The organism is Pseudomonas sp. 1 R 17, from assembly GCF_900067035.1.
Taxonomy (GTDB): domain Bacteria; phylum Pseudomonadota; class Gammaproteobacteria; order Pseudomonadales; family Pseudomonadaceae; genus Aquipseudomonas; species Aquipseudomonas marginalis.
In genome coordinates this window covers 137,053-152,590 of sequence record NZ_FKLB01000066.1, presented here as the reverse complement: position 1 = coordinate 152,590, position 15,538 = coordinate 137,053, and the positions used below count along the sequence as shown (strand labels likewise).

At 61.5% G+C, this 15,538-nt stretch carries 16 protein-coding genes and 1 other RNA gene; 9 read left to right on the top strand and 8 right to left on the bottom strand.

Translation table 11 applies throughout. The features are described 5' to 3' along the window. The first annotated feature begins 17 nt into the window (after window positions 1–17). From BFP99_RS28570 to BFP99_RS28545, 6 genes are all read left to right on the top strand, one after another. A complete protein-coding gene (locus BFP99_RS28570; protein ID WP_065948764.1) occupies window positions 18–1,697 on the top strand; it encodes a GspE/PulE family protein in 1,680 nt (559 codons plus the stop codon). Window positions 1,698–1,774: 77 nt separating this feature from the next. Then, window positions 1,775–2,695 (top strand): SPFH domain-containing protein, encoded by a 921-nt coding sequence (locus BFP99_RS28565; RefSeq protein WP_027608388.1) that lies wholly within the window; start codon window positions 1,775–1,777, stop codon window positions 2,693–2,695. A gap of 10 nt (window positions 2,696–2,705) precedes the next feature. Then, window positions 2,706–3,152 carry an NfeD family protein gene (locus BFP99_RS28560; protein WP_027608387.1) on the top strand — a complete coding sequence of 149 codons (447 nt, stop codon included), beginning with the start codon at window positions 2,706–2,708 and terminating at the stop codon, window positions 3,150–3,152. Between the two features lie 69 nt (window positions 3,153–3,221). Continuing rightward, window positions 3,222–3,539, top strand: a complete 318-nt coding sequence (locus tag BFP99_RS28555; RefSeq protein ID WP_027608386.1) for a DUF2388 domain-containing protein — start codon at window positions 3,222–3,224, stop codon at window positions 3,537–3,539. Between the two features lie 163 nt (window positions 3,540–3,702). Beyond that, the gene (locus tag BFP99_RS28550; RefSeq protein WP_083221268.1) at window positions 3,703–4,374 is read left to right on the top strand and encodes an outer membrane protein; all 672 of its coding nucleotides are present in this window, start codon (window positions 3,703–3,705) and stop codon (window positions 4,372–4,374) included. A 159-nt stretch (window positions 4,375–4,533) separates the two neighbouring features. Continuing rightward, window positions 4,534–5,676, top strand: coding sequence for a DegT/DnrJ/EryC1/StrS family aminotransferase (locus tag BFP99_RS28545; protein WP_065926639.1), 1,143 nt, complete (start codon window positions 4,534–4,536; stop codon window positions 5,674–5,676). 65 nt (window positions 5,677–5,741) lie between these two features. Here BFP99_RS28545 and gcvH read toward each other — a convergent pair whose 3' ends face one another. The 8 genes from gcvH to BFP99_RS28505 form a co-directional block, all read right to left on the bottom strand. Then, window positions 5,742–6,125, bottom strand: a complete 384-nt coding sequence (gene gcvH, locus BFP99_RS28540; RefSeq protein WP_065926640.1) for a glycine cleavage system protein GcvH — start codon at window positions 6,123–6,125, stop codon at window positions 5,742–5,744. Between the two features lie 52 nt (window positions 6,126–6,177). Then, the gene (gene gcvT / locus BFP99_RS28535) at window positions 6,178–7,260 is read right to left on the bottom strand and encodes a glycine cleavage system aminomethyltransferase GcvT (protein WP_065926641.1); all 1,083 of its coding nucleotides are present in this window, start codon (window positions 7,258–7,260) and stop codon (window positions 6,178–6,180) included. A gap of 156 nt (window positions 7,261–7,416) precedes the next feature. After that, a complete protein-coding gene (locus BFP99_RS28530) occupies window positions 7,417–9,033 on the bottom strand; it encodes an ABC transporter permease (RefSeq protein WP_065948763.1) in 1,617 nt (538 codons plus the stop codon). A gap of 160 nt (window positions 9,034–9,193) precedes the next feature. After that, window positions 9,194–10,198 (bottom strand): extracellular solute-binding protein, encoded by a 1,005-nt coding sequence (locus BFP99_RS28525; RefSeq protein WP_053127831.1) that lies wholly within the window; start codon window positions 10,196–10,198, stop codon window positions 9,194–9,196. Window positions 10,199–10,293: 95 nt separating this feature from the next. Then, a complete protein-coding gene (locus BFP99_RS28520) occupies window positions 10,294–11,511 on the bottom strand; it encodes a 2-octaprenyl-3-methyl-6-methoxy-1,4-benzoquinol hydroxylase (RefSeq protein WP_176719709.1) in 1,218 nt (405 codons plus the stop codon). Between the two features lie 61 nt (window positions 11,512–11,572). Further along, complete coding sequence (ubiH, locus tag BFP99_RS28515) at window positions 11,573–12,760, bottom strand: 2-octaprenyl-6-methoxyphenyl hydroxylase (RefSeq protein ID WP_065948761.1); 1,188 nt, start codon at window positions 12,758–12,760, stop codon at window positions 11,573–11,575. After that, window positions 12,757–14,079 carry a Xaa-Pro aminopeptidase gene (gene pepP / locus BFP99_RS28510; protein WP_065926645.1) on the bottom strand — a complete coding sequence of 441 codons (1,323 nt, stop codon included), beginning with the start codon at window positions 14,077–14,079 and terminating at the stop codon, window positions 12,757–12,759. Before pepP ends, ubiH begins: the two co-directional genes overlap by 4 nt. A 24-nt stretch (window positions 14,080–14,103) precedes the next feature. Further along, window positions 14,104–14,661, bottom strand: a complete 558-nt coding sequence (locus BFP99_RS28505) for a YecA/YgfB family protein (RefSeq protein WP_065948760.1) — start codon at window positions 14,659–14,661, stop codon at window positions 14,104–14,106. A 138-nt stretch (window positions 14,662–14,799) separates the two neighbouring features. On the opposite strand from BFP99_RS28505, the gene BFP99_RS28500 reads away from it, so the two are divergent. The 3 genes from BFP99_RS28500 (at window position 14,800) to ssrS (ending at window position 15,532) form a co-directional block, all read left to right on the top strand. Next, window positions 14,800–15,009, top strand: a complete 210-nt coding sequence (locus BFP99_RS28500; RefSeq protein WP_007982902.1) for a TIGR02449 family protein — start codon at window positions 14,800–14,802, stop codon at window positions 15,007–15,009. Continuing rightward, window positions 15,006–15,323, top strand: coding sequence for a cell division protein ZapA (locus tag BFP99_RS28495; protein WP_027608375.1), 318 nt, complete (start codon window positions 15,006–15,008; stop codon window positions 15,321–15,323). Before BFP99_RS28500 ends, BFP99_RS28495 begins: the two co-directional genes overlap by 4 nt. Window positions 15,324–15,353: 30 nt before the next feature. After that, a non-coding RNA gene (ssrS, locus tag BFP99_RS28490) (6S RNA) lies at window positions 15,354–15,532 on the top strand. Window positions 15,533–15,538 lie beyond the last annotated feature (6 nt).

Below are 15,538 nucleotides of genomic sequence, written 5' to 3'. Positions count from 1 at the left end.
TACCCAGGAACACCTTCATGCCTGCTGATCACCGATTGGAACTGCATCAGTTGCTCCCGGCGCTGGTCGAGGGAGGGGTGATTGCTCCCGACATCGCGAAGCGCTTATCAGCGCTGCCCGCCGGCAACGCCCAGCATCCGTTGGAGTGCATCGCCGCCCATGGGCCTTCCCTGGAAACGCTGACCCAGTGGCTTGCCCAACATGTGGGGCAACCTTATTGGCGCATCGACCCGCTGAAGATCGATGTCGCCACGGTCGTGCCGCTGATGTCCCACGCATTTGCCCAACGCCACGCCATTCTTGCGGTGGCCGTGGACGCGCAGACCGTCACCGTTGCCAGCGCCCAGCCCCATGTCACCAGTTGGGAATCGGGACTGGCACAAGTGCTCCAGCGCTCGATCAGGCGCGTGGTTGCCAACCCCCAGGACATTCAGCGTTGTATCAGCGAATTCTACCGGCTGGCGAAGTCCGTCAGCGGTGCGGATCAAAAGGTGGCGGGGCCTGGCAACGTCGAGTTGCTCAACCTCGGCGCCAGCGACCAGGAGCCGGACGCCAACGACGCGCATATCGTCAATATCGTCGACTGGCTGTTGCAATACGCGTTCGCCCAGCGGGCCAGTGATATTCATATCGAGCCGTGCCGTGAGCAAGGACGCGTGCGCTTTCGCATTGATGGGCTGCTGCACGACGTCTATCAATTTCCACCCCAAGTGACGATGGCGGTGGTCAGCCGCCTGAAAAGCCTCGGGCGGATGAACGTGGCGGAAAAACGCAAACCCCAGGACGGTCGGGTCAAGACCAAAAGCCCTGCCGGCACAGAAGTCGAGTTGCGGCTGTCGACCTTGCCCACCGCCTTTGGCGAGAAACTGGTGATGCGGATTTTCGACCCGCAGGTGCTGCTCAAGGACTTTGACGAGCTGGGCTTGTCGGCCGAGGACCAGCAGCGATGGCACGACATGACGCGCCACACCAACGGCATCATCCTGGTCACGGGGCCTACCGGTTCAGGCAAGACCAGCACCCTCTACACCACGCTCAAACACTTGGCGACCCAGGAGGTCAATCTTTGCACCGTGGAAGACCCGATCGAGATGGTCGAGCCGGCGTTTAATCAAATGCAGGTACAGCCCAATATCGACCTGACGTTCGCCAACGGCATCCGAGCCCTGCTTCGCCAGGACCCGGACATCATCATGATCGGCGAGATCCGCGACCAGGAAACCGCCGAGATGGCGATCCAGGCCGCATTGACCGGGCATTTGGTGCTCTCGACGCTGCACACCAACGATGCGCCCAGCGCCATCAGCCGCTTGCAGGAACTGGGCATTCCTCATTATTTGATCAAGGCGACGTTATTGGGCGTAATGGCGCAGCGCTTGGTGCGCTTGCTGTGCCCTCATTGCAAGCGGGTGGCGGGCGATGCTCACGAAGCGGTAGGGTGTGCAGAATGCCGAAACAGCGGGTTTCGCGGGCGCGCCGGGGTCTACGAGATCATGGTGCTGAATGACTCGCTCAAGGCGCTGATCACGCCAGGCGCCGACGCGCAGTCCCTGCGCAGGGAGGCGGTGGCGCAAGGCATGTGCGGCCTGCGCATGGCCGGCGTGGGTAAAGTCAAGGCGGGGCTGACCACAATGGCCGAGGTATTGCGAGTGACGCCTGGGGATTCGGTAACAAATGCGTTGATTACCCCGTGCTGAAACCGTCCTTATCGGTGACAAGACCGTTACAATCCGCCGAACGTCGTTTAACTGACACCAACAGATAGGGAATCGCTATGCAGATCGGAACCGTACTGCTTCTTTTCGTGGGCCTGGCCATCGCCATCCTGTTCATGGGCTTCAAGGTGGTACCCCAGGGCTATCAGTGGACCGTCGAGCGCTTCGGCCGGTACACCAACACCCTCAAGCCGGGTCTGAACATCATCATCCCGGTCATGGACCGCATCGGCCGCAAGATCAACGTGATGGAAAGCGTGCTGGATATCCCGCCCCAGGAAGTCATCACCGCCGACAACGCCACCGTGCAGATCGACGCCGTGTGCTTCTTCCAGGTGGTCAATACCGCCCAGGCCGCCTACGAGGTCAACAACCTCGAACACGCTATCCGCAACCTGCTGCAAACCAATATCCGTACCGTGCTCGGCTCCATGGAGCTGGATGCCATGCTCAGCCAGCGCGACGGCATCAACGAAAAACTGCTGCGCACCGTCGATGAAGCCACGGCGCCGTGGGGCATCAAGATCACCCGGATCGAAATCAAGGACATCAGCCCGCCCGCCGACCTGATGGCCGCCATGTCCGGCCAGATGAAAGCCGAGCGGATCAAGCGCGCACAGATCCTGGAAGCCGAAGGCCTGCGGGCGTCGGCGATCCTGACGGCCGAAGGCAAGAAGCAGGCACAGATTCTTGAAGCCGAAGGTGGACGCCAGGCCGCGTTCCTGGAGTCTGAAGCCCGTGAGCGTCAGGCAGAGGCTGAGGCCCGCGCGACCCAGGTGGTTTCCGAAGCGATTGCCACCGGCAACGTACAGGCCATCAACTACTTCGTCGCGCAGAAATACATCGATGCCCTTGGCAAATTGGCGTCGGCCAATAACAGCAAAGTGATCCTGATGCCGCTGGAAGCCAGCCAGGTGATCGGCGCTGTCGGCGGCATCGGCGAAATCGTCAAGGCAACCTTCGACAACAAGAAAGCCTGAGGCGATCGCCATGTGGGATTTCCTGCAGCATCTTTCGTTCTGGGATTGGCTCGCACTGGGTACAGTGCTATTGATTCTTGAAGTATTCGGCGCCGGTGGCTACCTGCTGTGGATGGGCATAGCTGCGGCAGCCGTGGGCGTGATCAAGTTTCTGGTGCCGCCGCTCGGGCTGGAGTGGCAACTGTTGCTGTTCGCTGTGCTGTCGATATTGACGGCGGTGTACTGGTGGAAACGCCAGCGCAGCAGTGCCAAAGCCAGTGACCAGCCGGGGCTCAACGAGCGTGGCTCGGAGCTGATCGGCCGCGTGTTCGTGGTGCATCAGGCGATTGTGGAGGGTCGGGGCAAGGTAAAAGTCGGTGATGGCGTCTGGATGGTGACCGGGCCTGACAGCCCAGTAGGCGCTCAAGTGCGTGTGGTGGGCCTCGATGGCGTGATCTTGAAGGTAGAAACTGTTTAGTCTGTGATGGAACTCGGCTGGGCTAACTGCAATCAAACGGTACAGATCACCCACCCGGAGTCACCCATCATGCGTCTTAAATATGCTGTCGCTACCCTCGCTGTGCTTTCCCTTCCTGTCGGTTCAGCCATGGCCGACAGTTTCTGGCGCAATGTCATCTCGTCGGGCGCCACTACCGGCTCGACCTACCTGACCTTCAAGGACCACAAGCTGGTGGTTGCCGCACAAGACGACGCAGGCAGCTTCGTTGCCAGCGACGGCGGTATCCGCGGCCCGTACCTGGAAGCCGCCATGCAAAAAGTCCGCGCCGATAACCCTGGCCTGCAGGCCACGGATATGGAGCTGGCCAACGCTATCCTGGCGAAAAACGCTATCGCCGCCGAGTAAAACCGCCGGTTAAAACAGCCGCTCCCTGGGAGCGGCTTTTTTGTGCCGCTTTTCTTCCTACAGCAAAGACTGATGAGTTGACGATTGAACAGGAGAAGTCCTCTCGATCACTGCGCTCACCCGGCGACAAGCTATCGATTCCACCCTTCCCCTCAGTGAATCGATAACCATGCGAAAACTATCTTCCTTTCTGTTCCTCACTGCTATTGCAACGCCTTATGCACAGGCAGAGGCCTGGTACGGCGCGGCAAAATTTAACAGTGCACGCCAGAATCTATCCAGTGCACTGTTGACCAGCCCGCGCGTCACCGAACGAGTGGAAGCGCCTGATAGCACTAAAACATTCACCGGATCCTACGCAGTAGGTTATGCCTTCGCCAATGGCTGGCGCGCGGAAGGGGAATACACCCTCTCCGGCAGCTCGACCTTCGACTCCTTCTGGTCGCCCTTCAATGCCAACGTCAACCGTCTTGAAGCGGACAGTCAGCGCGTGATGGTCAACGGCTATAAAAACATACCGCTCACCCATTGGCTGTCGTTCTACGGCATGGCGGGGATGGGCGTCGCACAAATTGATGCCGAGGGTTTTCAGAGCAATGACACCCGTCGCTTTGCCAGCCACCGCCAATATAATTTTGCCTACAGCGTAGGCTTGGGCCTGGATGCCAAGGTCAACGACCGCATTTCCTTTGGCACAGGTTGGCGCTACGTGGACATGGGCCGTATCGAGACCGGCTACAACACCTTCACCAACCGGATAAACGCTCGTGATGAACAGCTCAAGGGCAAGCTCAAGGAGCAGAGTGTGTTCTTTGAAACCCGTGTGTACTTCTGACCGGCAACAGGAAATGCCGCCGTTCAAGCGGCACTTCCGTGTCCGTGGCATGACGATTCATTCACAGGCGACAGGCTATATTCAGTCTAACCGTGCCACCATGCCGGGACTGAACCCTCGCTTACTCATCGCCAATCTGAAACGGATGCCTTCGTCGTCATGAGCCAACAGCCCTTTCTGCCGTTCTCCAAACCTACCATCGATGAAGCCACCATCTCGGCGGTCGGCGATGTACTGCGCTCGGGCTGGATCACCAGCGGGCCGAAAGTGCAGGCGTTCGAAGCACAGCTGTCGGAATACTTTGGCGGCCGGCCGGTGCGCACCTTCAACTCGGGCACTTGCACCATGGAGATCGCCTTGCGTATCGCCGGTATCGGGCCCGGCGATGAAGTCATCACCACACCAATCTCCTGGGTCGCAACAGCCAACGTGATCCTGGAAGTAGGTGCCACGCCGGTATTCGCCGACATCGACCCGGTCACCCGCAATATCGACCTGGCCCAGGTGGAAGCCGCAATCACCCCGCGCACCAAGGCGATCATCCCGGTGTACCTGGCCGGCCTGCCCTTGGACATGCCGATGCTGTACGCACTGGCCAACAAGTACAACCTGCGCATCGTCGAAGACGCCGCCCAGGCCCTGGGCTCCAGCTGGGATGGCGAGCGCATCGGCTCCACCGGGGACTTTGTATCGTTCAGCTTCCAGGCCAACAAGAACATCACCTCTTCCGAGGGCGGTTGCCTGGTGTTGAACAATGCCGAAGAAGCCCGCCTGGCGGAAAAATACCGCCTGCAGGGCGTCACCCGCACCGGCTTCGACGGCCTGGACGTGGATGTACTGGGCGGCAAGTTCAACATGACCGACATCGCTGCGGCCATCGGCCTGGGGCAGTTTGCCCACATCGAGAAGATCACCGCCCATCGCCAGCACCTGGCACAGCACTACTTCAAATGTTTCGGCAGTGATTTCGAAGAAAAGTACGGCGCGCAACTGCCGCCGGCTGACTTCGAAAACAGCAACTGGCACCTGTTCCAGTTGGTGCTGCCGGAGCGTCACGATGGCCTGCCGGCCCGCGCAACCTTCATGGAGAAAATGCAGGCACAGGGTGTTGGCATTGGCTATCACTACCCGCCGATTCACCTGCTGAGCCTTTATCGGGCACAGGGGTTCAAGGAAGGGATGTTCCCGGTAGCGGAAAAGGTTGGACGTTTGATCGTGTCGTTGCCGATGTTCACGGCGATGACAGAGGCAGATGTGGAGCGGTCGGTGGCGGCGGTAAAGGCAGTCCTGAAAGCGAACTGAACACTCACGGCTCACGACGATTGAATGTGGGAGGGAGCTTGCTCCCTCCCACATGGGTCTTGCGGTTACTCGCCGATGGCGGCTTTGTAGCCAGCCGCATCCAGCAGTTTTTCCAGATCAGCCGGGTTGCTTGGCTTGAGCTTGAAGATCCACGCGCCGTAAGGGTCGGAGTTCAGCAGCTCAGGGCTGCCACCCAGCTCCTCGTTGACGGCAATCACTTCACCGGCAACCGGGGCGTAGATATCCGAAGCAGCCTTCACCGACTCAACCACACCCGCCTGGCCTTCGGCTTCAAACGTAGCGCCGACTTCGGCCAACTCAACAAACACCACATCACCCAAAGCTTCCTGAGCATGGTCGGAGATCCCGACGGTCACCGTACCGTCAGCTTCCAGACGGGCCCATTCGTGACTTTCGGCAAAACGCAGGTCGGCAGGGATATCGCTCATAGTCTGTGTCCTCAAGAAGAAATGTCAGCAGCCATTGGCCTGCCGGAAATAGTTAGATCAAGGTTTTGCCATGGCGCACGAAGGTCGGTTTGACCACTCGAACCGGGTACCACTTGCCGCGGATTTCCACTTCGGCCCGATCGGCAGTCGCCGTCGGTACACGCGCCAGGGCAATGGATTTGCTCAGCGTAGGTGAGAAACTACCACTGGTGATCTCCCCTTCGCCAACATTGGCGATGCGAACCACCTGGTGAGCACGTAAAACCCCACGTTCTTCCAGTACCAGCCCGACCAGTTTGAACTGCACACCCGCGGCCAACTCTGCTTCCAGCGCCGCTCGCCCGATGAAATTGCGCTCGGCAGGTTCCCAGGCGATGCTCCAGGCCATGTTGGCCGCCAGGGGCGAAACGTTCTGATGGATGTCCTGGCCGTACAGGTTCATGCCGGCTTCCAGCCGCAGGGTGTCCCGCGCGCCGAGGCCTATGGGGGAAATCCCCGCACCGACCAGATCGTTGAAAAAACCCGGCGCCTGATCGGCAGGCAGGACAATTTCCAGGCCGTCTTCACCGGTGTAACCCGTGCGTGCGATAAACCAATCGCCGTCGGCATGCCCTTCAAAGGGCTTGAGCTGGTGGATCAGGGTGCCGCGAGACTGGGTGACCAGCTCGGCAATCTTCTGCCGGGCATGGGGACCTTGAATGGCGAGCATGGCCAACTCGGGCCGCTCATGCAGGTGCACCTGATAGCTGCCAAGTTGTGCCTGGATCCAGGCCATGTCCTGGTCACGGGTGGCGGCGTTGACCACCAGCCGGTATCCGATCTCGGTGCGGTAGACGATCATGTCGTCCACCACGCCACCCTGCTCATTGAGCATGGCGCTGTACAACGCACGGCCACAGCCATGCAAACGCTCGACATCATTGGCCAGCAGGTGCTGGAGCCATTCCTTGGCCTGGGGGCCGGTGACATCGATCACGGTCATATGAGATACATCGAACACCCCGCAGTCGCGCCGCACCTGATGGTGCTCCTCAACTTGCGAGCCGTAGTGCAAAGGCATATCCCAACCGCCAAAATCGACCATTTTCGCGCCGAGGGCGAGATGCAGGTCATACAGAGGCGTACGCTGTCCCATGGGTTTCTCCTTCCGGGCTTGGCGAAGGTGCGCAGCGTCGTTGCCCGTGCCGGACACCTTGAATGACAAGGCCTGCAGCCACGTACAGCGACTCGATCCGAAGGACGGACCGCACCGAATGCCGCGCATTGTAGCCGCAAGCCGTAGGACTGGCACCTAACCGATTGGTCGGGCGGAGCGTCGGATCAGCCCGATGACCGGCAGCAGCCCCACCAGCACCAGCGTCAACGCTGGCAGAGAAGCCCGCGCCCACTCGCCTTCGCTGGTCATTTCAAAGATCCGCACCGCCAGGGTGTCCCAGCCGAACGGGCGCATCAGCAGGGTTGCGGGCATTTCCTTGAGCACGTCTACGAACACCAGCAGTGCTGCACTCAGGGTGCCGGGCAGCAACAGCGGCAGATACACTTTGCAAAACAGTCGCGGCCCACTCACGCCCAAACTACGCGCTGCTTCCGGCAACGAAGGCCGGATGCGCGCCAGGCTGTTTTCCAGCGGCCCGTAGGCCACGGCCAGAAAGCGCACCAGATACGCCAGCACCAGCGCCGACAGACTGCCCAGCAACAATGGCTTGCCCGCCCCGCCGAGCCAGCCGGACAGCGGTACCACCAGCTCACGGTCCAGGTAACTGAACGCCAGCATGATCGACACCGCCAGCACCGAGCCCGGCAAGGCATAGCCGACATTGGCCAGGCTGATACCGGAGCGAATCGCCCGGGTCGGCGCCAGGCGGTTGGCGAAGGCCAGTACCAGCGCCACGCTGACCGTGATCAGCGCGGCAATGCCGCCCAGGTAAAGGGTATGGACGATCAGGCCCGAATAGCGCTCATCCAGGTCGAACCGGCCGCGCTGCCAGAACCAGGCGACCAATTGCAGCATCGGGATGACAAAGGCACAGGCAAACACCAATCCACACCAGGCAGTGGCAGCCGCCGCCTTGAACCCGCGCAAGTGGTACAGCGCCTTGCCCCGTGGCCGTTCATTGCTAGCCCGACTGGCGCCCCGGGCACGCCGTTCGCCATACAGCACCAGCATCACCACCAACAGCAACAGGCTGGCCAGTTGGGCCGCGCTGGACAGACTGAAAAAGCCGTACCAGGTCTTGTAGATAGCGGTGGTGAAGGTATCGAAGTTGAACACCGACACCGCACCGAAATCCGCCAGGGTCTCCATCAGTGCCAACGCCACCCCGGCCCCTATCGCCGGCCGCGCCATGGGCAGGGCCACATGCCAGAATGCCTGCAAGGGCGACTGTCCCAGCACCCGTGCCGCCTCCATCAGGCCCTTGCCCTGGGCGAGGAATGCGCTGCGCGCCAACAGGTACACGTAGGGATAGAACACCAGCACCAGCACAATGATCACGCCGCTGGTGGAGCGCACCCGTGGCAGACGCAAGCCGGTGCCGAACCCTTCGCGCAGCAGGGTCTGCACGGGGCCTGAAAAATCCAGCAGGCCGACAAACACGAAAGCCAGCACATAGGCGGGAATGGCAAAGGGCAGCATCAACGCCCAGTCGAGCCAACGCCGGCCGGGGAATTCGCAGAGGCTGGTGAGCCAGGCGAGGCTGACCCCCAACAGGGTTACACCGACGCCGACCCCCAGCCCCAGGGTCAGGGTGTTGCCCAGCAACCGCGGCATCTGGGTTTCCCACAGGTGGGACCAGATTTGCGCGTCGATGCTTTGCCAGGACAGCAACAGCACGCTCAGGGGCAGCAGCACCAGGGCGGCGACGCTGAAGACCGGCAGGTACCAGCGGCGTTGGGCGGGGTGGGCCAAGGGTGGGTTCTCAATAATGAAATCTTCAAATCACCACAATCCAATGTGGGAGGGGCTTGCCCCCGATGTCGGAGTGTCAGTCCACGATGAGTAGACTGACACTCCGACATCGGGGGCAAGCCCCTCCACATTTGGATCTGCGGCGTCCTACAAATTGTACTTAGTTCCAGCCCGCCCGATCCATCAGGCGAATGGCTTCAGCCTGGCGCTTGCCCGCCACTTCCACCGGCAATGTATCCGCCACGAACTTGCCCCAAGTCGCCACTTCAGCCGACGGCGGTACCGCCGGATTGGCCGGGAATTCCTGGTTCACGTCGGCAAAAATCTTCTGCGCCTCAGGCGTGGTCATCCACTCCACCAATGCCTTGGCGGCTTCCGGGTGTGGCGCGTGTTTGGTCAAGCCGATGCCCGACAGGTTCACATGCACGCCACGGTCGCCCTGGTTCGGCCAGAACAGCTTCACCGCCAGGTCCGGCTTCTGCTTGTGCAGACGGCCGTAGTAGTAGGTATTGACGATACCCACATCGCATTGCCCGGCGTTGATTGCCTCCAGCACCGCAATGTCATCCGAGAACACGTCGGTGGACAGGTTATTCACCCAGCCCTTGACGATTTCTTCGGTCTTGGCCGCGCCGTGGGTTTCGATCAGGGTGGCGGTCAGCGATTGGTTGTAGACCTTTTTCGCCGTGCGCAGGCACAGGCGGCCTTCCCACTGTTTGTCGGCCAGAGCCTCGTAGGTGGTCAGGTCACCCGGTTTGACCCGATCGGTGGAGTACGCGATGGTCCGCGCGCGCAGGCTCAAACCGGTCCAGGCATGCGCCGAAGAGCGGTATTGCAGGGGAATGTTCTTGTCGATTACCGGCGAGGTGAACGGTTGCAGAATGCCCATTTGCTCGGCCTGCCAGAGGTTGCCGGCATCCACGGTGAGCAGCAGGTCGGCGGTGGCGTTTTCGCCCTCGGCCTTGATGCGCTGCATCAGCGGGGCTTCCTTGTCGGTGATGAACTTCACCTGGACACCGGTCTTTTGGGTGTAGGCGTCGAACACCGGTTTGATCAGTTCGTCGATACGCGAGGAGTAGACCACCACTTCGTCGGCTGCCTGCACGGTGGTGCTGCCGATCAGGGTGAGTGCCAGGGCAGTCAGGAGGCGCTTGGGTGCCAACATGGGGGCGGTCTCTCATTTGCAAAATAAGCGCAAATGATAGGGACTCACATTTGGTAACGCTCGGCGGAGCCGTTACCAAATGTTGCACAAACCTGTCAGGGCTTGGCCAGGTCCGGCAGATCCCCGCTCAACCCGAGGGCCTGGCGCACAAACACGGCCTTGGCATCGGGCATCTGGTCGACCATCTTCAACCCGGCATTACGCAACCAGCGCAGCGGCAGTTGATCGGCCTGGAACAGGCGCTCAAAGCCTTCCATCGCCGCCATCAGGGCCAGGTTATGGGGCATTCGTCGGCGCTCGTAACGGCTGAGCACCTTCACATCGGCCAGACGTTCACCGCGCTCGGTGGCCGACAACAACACTTCGGCCAGCACCGCCGCATCGAGGAAACCCAGGTTGACGCCCTGCCCGGCCAATGGATGGATGACATGGGCGGCGTCGCCGATCAATGCCAGGCCCTCGGCCACATAGCGTTTGGCGTGGCGCTGACGCAAGGGTACGCACACACGCGGATCGGCGCTGACCACGCTACCGAGGCGCCCTTCAAAGGCGCGCTCCAGTTCACGGCAGAAGCTTTCATCATCCAGCGCCATCAGGCGTTCGGATTCAACCGGCGTAGTCGACCAGACGATCGAGCACCAATCTTGCTGCCCGTCCCGCTCCAGCGGCAAAAACGCCAGCGGGCCGGTGTCGGTAAAGCGTTGCCAGGCCGTGCGCTGGTGCGGCTGGCTGCTGCGCACGCTGGTAACGATGGCGTTATGCAGGTAGTCCCATTCACGGGTCGCGGTGCCGGTCAGGCGGCGCACGGCGGAGTTGGCGCCATCGGCGGCCACCACCAGCGGCGCGCGCAATGTGCGGCCATCGGCCAGGGTCAGCAGCCAGTCATCGCCGGAACGGCGCATCTGCTCCAGGCGCGCATTCGCCAGCAGGCCCAGGTCGCAGTCGTGCAGACGCTCGAGCAAGGCATCCTGGACCACACGGTTCTCGACAATATGCCCGAGCACTTCGGCATGCACACTGGCCGCCGAAAAGTGAATCTGCCCGGTGCCGCTGCCGTCCCACACCTGCATCTCGCCGTACGGGCTGGCGCGTCGTTCAACGATGCCATCCCACACACCGAGGCGCCCGAGGATGCGCTGGCTGGCCGCCGACAAGGCACTCACACGGGGTTCGAAGGCCGCCGCGCGGTCGAACGGCTTGACGCTCAGCGGGCTGCCGTCGAGCAGCAACACTTGCAGGCCGCTGCCTTGCAATGCCAGCGCCAGGGCGCTTCCGACCATTCCGGCCCCGACAATCAGCACATCTGCGCGCATGTCCATGCTTTAAGCCTGTCTCGCTGGCGGCTTGCACCGCACGTAAAAGGATTGATAAGTCTCACGCATCGGGACGGGTACCCAGGCCCATGGCCTGACGGGCGAACCAACGCTTGGCCGGTGGCAGCAGGTCCAGGCCCAGCAGGCCCATATTGCGGCCCAGGGCGACCAGCGGTTGCGCGCTGCCAAACAGCCGCGTGACCTGGTCGGAGAAACCCACGGTCAACTTCTGATCCATGCGCTGACGCTCGCGATAAGCCTGCAACGTCGCCAGGTCGCCCGGCACCGCCGGCCCGGCCAGCAAGGCCTCGGCCAAGGCGTGCGCATCACGCAGGGACAGGTTGAACCCCTGCCCGGCAATCGGGTGCAGGCTGTGGGCGGCATTGCCGAGGATCGCCAGGTGCGAGCGCACTTGTTCTTCGGCTTCCACCAGGGTCAACGGATACAGATGACGGGCGCCGACTTGCTTGAGGGTGCCCAGGCGGTAGCCGAACACGCCCTGCAACTCGCTCAGGAAGCTGCGTTCATCGAGACTGGCCAGGCGCTGTGCGTCCATGCCGATACGGGTCCATACCAGTGCGCAACGGTTGTCCGGCAGCGGCAGCAGGGCCATCGGGCCTTCATCGGTGAAACGCTCGAACGCTTCGCCGTTGTGGGCTTCGCTCGGGGTGATGTTGGCGATCAGCGCGCTCTGGTTGTACGGACGGGTTTTCACGCCAATGCCCAGTTGCTCGCGCAGGCCGGAGCGGCCGCCGTCGGCGAGCACCGCGAGGTCGCATTCCAGCACGGTTTCATCGTTGAGGGTCAGGCGGTAGCCATCGGGCAGCGGCTCCATGCGTGTGACTTCCGCCGGGCAGCGCCAACTCACCACGTCCTTGTCCAGGCCTTGCCACAGGCATTGACCGAGCCAGGCGTTTTCCACCACGTAACCGAGGGCTGGCACGCCCTCCTCCATGGCGGACAGTCGCGCGGTGGAGAAGCGCCCACGGTCCGACACATGGATCTGCTTGATCGGCTCGGCGCGGCGCGAGATCTGCTGCCACAGGCCCAGGCGCTGATAAATCTGCCGGGCGCCGTAGGACAGCGCCGAAGACCGCGCATCGTAGCTCGGCTGGTAGCTGTCGCCGGGCGCGAAGGGTTCGATCAGCACGATCTTCCAGCCACGCGCCTTGGCACCGGCCTGCAACGCAAGCGCCAGGCTCGCGCCCACCAGGCCGCCGCCGATAATCGCCAGGTTGACCCGGCTCATCGGGCGGCCGCCATCAGGGCTTCGATTTCAACGACGCTCTTGGGGGCGCCGCCGGTCAGGATTTCACAGCCTTGCTTGGTCACCACCACGTCGTCCTCGATGCGCACGCCAATGCCACGCCATTTCTTCGCTACGGTCTGGTTATCCGGCGAGATGTAGATGCCTGGCTCCACGGTCAGTGCCATGCCGACTTCCAGCACTCGCCATTCGCCACCCACCTTGTACTCGCCGACGTCATGCACATCCATCCCCAGCCAATGGCCAGCGCGATGCATATAAAAGGGTTTGTAGGCTTCACTGGCGATCAGTTCGTCGACGTCGCCCTTCAGCAACCCCAGACTCACCAGCCCGGCAGTGATGACCTGCACCGTCGCCTCGTGGGCCTGGTTCCAATGCTTGTTCGGCGCGATCTCGGCAAAGGCGGCCTCCTGGGAAGCCAGCACGATTTCATAGATCGCCTTCTGTTCCGGCGAAAATTTGCCATTGACCGGCCAGGTGCGCGTGATGTCGCTGGCGTAGCAGTCGATTTCGCAACCGGCATCGATCAGCACCAGGTCACCATCCTTGAGCACGGCGTCATTCTGCTGGTAATGCAGGATGCAGCTGTTGCGCCCGGTGGCGACGATGGAGCCATAGGCCGGCATCTTCGCGCCGCCCTTGCGGAATTCGTAATCCAGCTCGGCTTCCAGGCTGAACTCATGCAAGCCGGCGCGACTGGCCTGCATGGCCTTCACATGGGCCGCGCAGGAAATGCGCGCTGCCTCGCGCATCACCTTCACTTCCGCCGCCGATTTATACAGGCGCATGTCGTGGAGCAGATGATCCAGGGCAACAAACTCGTTCGGTGGCTGGGCGCCAAGGTGCGCTTTGGAGCGGATGACGTTGATCCACTCCATCAGGTGCCGATCGAATTCGGCGTTGCTGCCCATGGCCGAATACACCCGGTCGCGGCCTTCGATCAGGCCGGGCAGGATGTCGTCGATATCGGTGATGGGGAAGGCATCGTCGGCGCCAAAGTCACGGATGGCGCCTTCGGTACCGGCACGCAGGCCGTCCCACAATTCGCGCTCGGCATTGCGTTCGCGGCAGAACAGCACGTACTCGCCATGCTGGCGACCGGGCATCAGCACGATCACCGCTTCCGGCTCGGGGAAACCGCTCAGGTACTGGAAGTCGCTGTCCTGGCGATAGACGTGCTCCACATCGCGATTGCGGATCGCCACGGCGGCAGCCGGCAGGATCGCGATGCTGTTGGGTTCCATCTGCGCCATGAGCGCCTTGCGACGCCGGGTGTATTCCGCTTTGGGGATATGGATCATGGGCAGATTGGCTTCCTTTCTCTTTTAGTGCAGCGAAGGCTTGGGTGCAGCAGGCTCAGCGGACTTCCTGGTCTCGGTGAACAGCAGCAACGGCGCGACGCGCAGGTATTCCATGACTTCCATGTAGTCGCCTTCGCCGTCTTCGGACTCTTCCAGGGCATCTTGCACCTGGGAGATGGCCGCCAGGTCCTGCAGCACTTCCTTGGCGTCGGTGCTCAGTTCCAGGCCGCTGGCGTTCACGCCGAAACCGTGGAGGAAGCCCTGGCACCATTGGCCGAGTGCGGCGGCGCGCTCAGTGAGCGGTGCATCGTCGGTCGGCAGCAGCAGGACCACGGTGACGTCATCACCGGTCAGCTCGCCCTTGACCATCTCTTGCAGGCCGATAAGCGCGTTACGCACGTTGTCGGTCGGTTCGGTTTCCAGCAGCTCGGCCACATCGGCCAGCCAGTTGTCGGCATCAAAGCCAACACCGGTGCAACTGCGGCCGAGCAGCACGCCATGCAGCTCGGCGGGCGAGCAAGGATGGCCGCTGGTGCTCAGCAGTTTGGAAAAAGCATCGTACGGGGAGTTCTGAATGGGCATGGTGAGCTAGGCGCCAGACGGCGCAATGTCTAGAATGGAGCGCTGTATCCTAGCACCGGCAGACGCACCAAGACTATCGAGGGCGTCAGATCGTTTATCCTGCAGTTGCCATTCATCAGACAAATCCAGTGGAACCCAATGGAAGACACCGACCTGCAAGCGCTGATGGCCAGACTCGAATTGCTAATTACTCGGGTCGAGCAACTTAAGAGTCAAAACGGACTCCTATTAGCTCAGGAAAAGACCTGGCGCGAGGAACGCGCTCACCTCATTGAAAAAAACGAAATCGCCCGGCGTAAGGTCGAATCGATGATTTCGCGCCTGAAGGCCCTGGAGCAAGACTCATGAGTTCAAGCAATAGCGTCACCGTGCAGATCCTCGACAAAGAATATTCGATCATCTGCCCCCAGGAAGAGCGCAACAACCTGGTGAGCGCCGCCCGCTACCTGGACGGCAAGATGCGCGAAATCCGCAGCAGCGGCAAAGTCATTGGTGCCGACCGCATCGCCGTAATGGCCGCCCTGAACATTACCCACGACCTGCTGCATAAGCAGGAACGCCCTGACGTACAGGCCAGCGGCTCGACACGTGAGCAGGTGCGCGACCTGCTCGAACGCGTGGACCTGGTGCTTTCCAGCGACACAGAGCAACCCAAGGGCTGATTGCCGCGACTGTTTAAGGTATACTCGCCCCACTCCCTGGCGTGCTTGCCAGTCGGCGATGTCCCGGAGCCGATTCGCACTACCCTGGAAGTTGCACGTTGGGCTGGTGTGCATGTCCGCTAGACGGAAAGCCTTAAAGCCTACTGCTTCTTCCACCTTGAACTTTCGGGTTCAAGGGCTGAGTCGACAGCGGCTCTGTCGGGGAGCCTGAATTC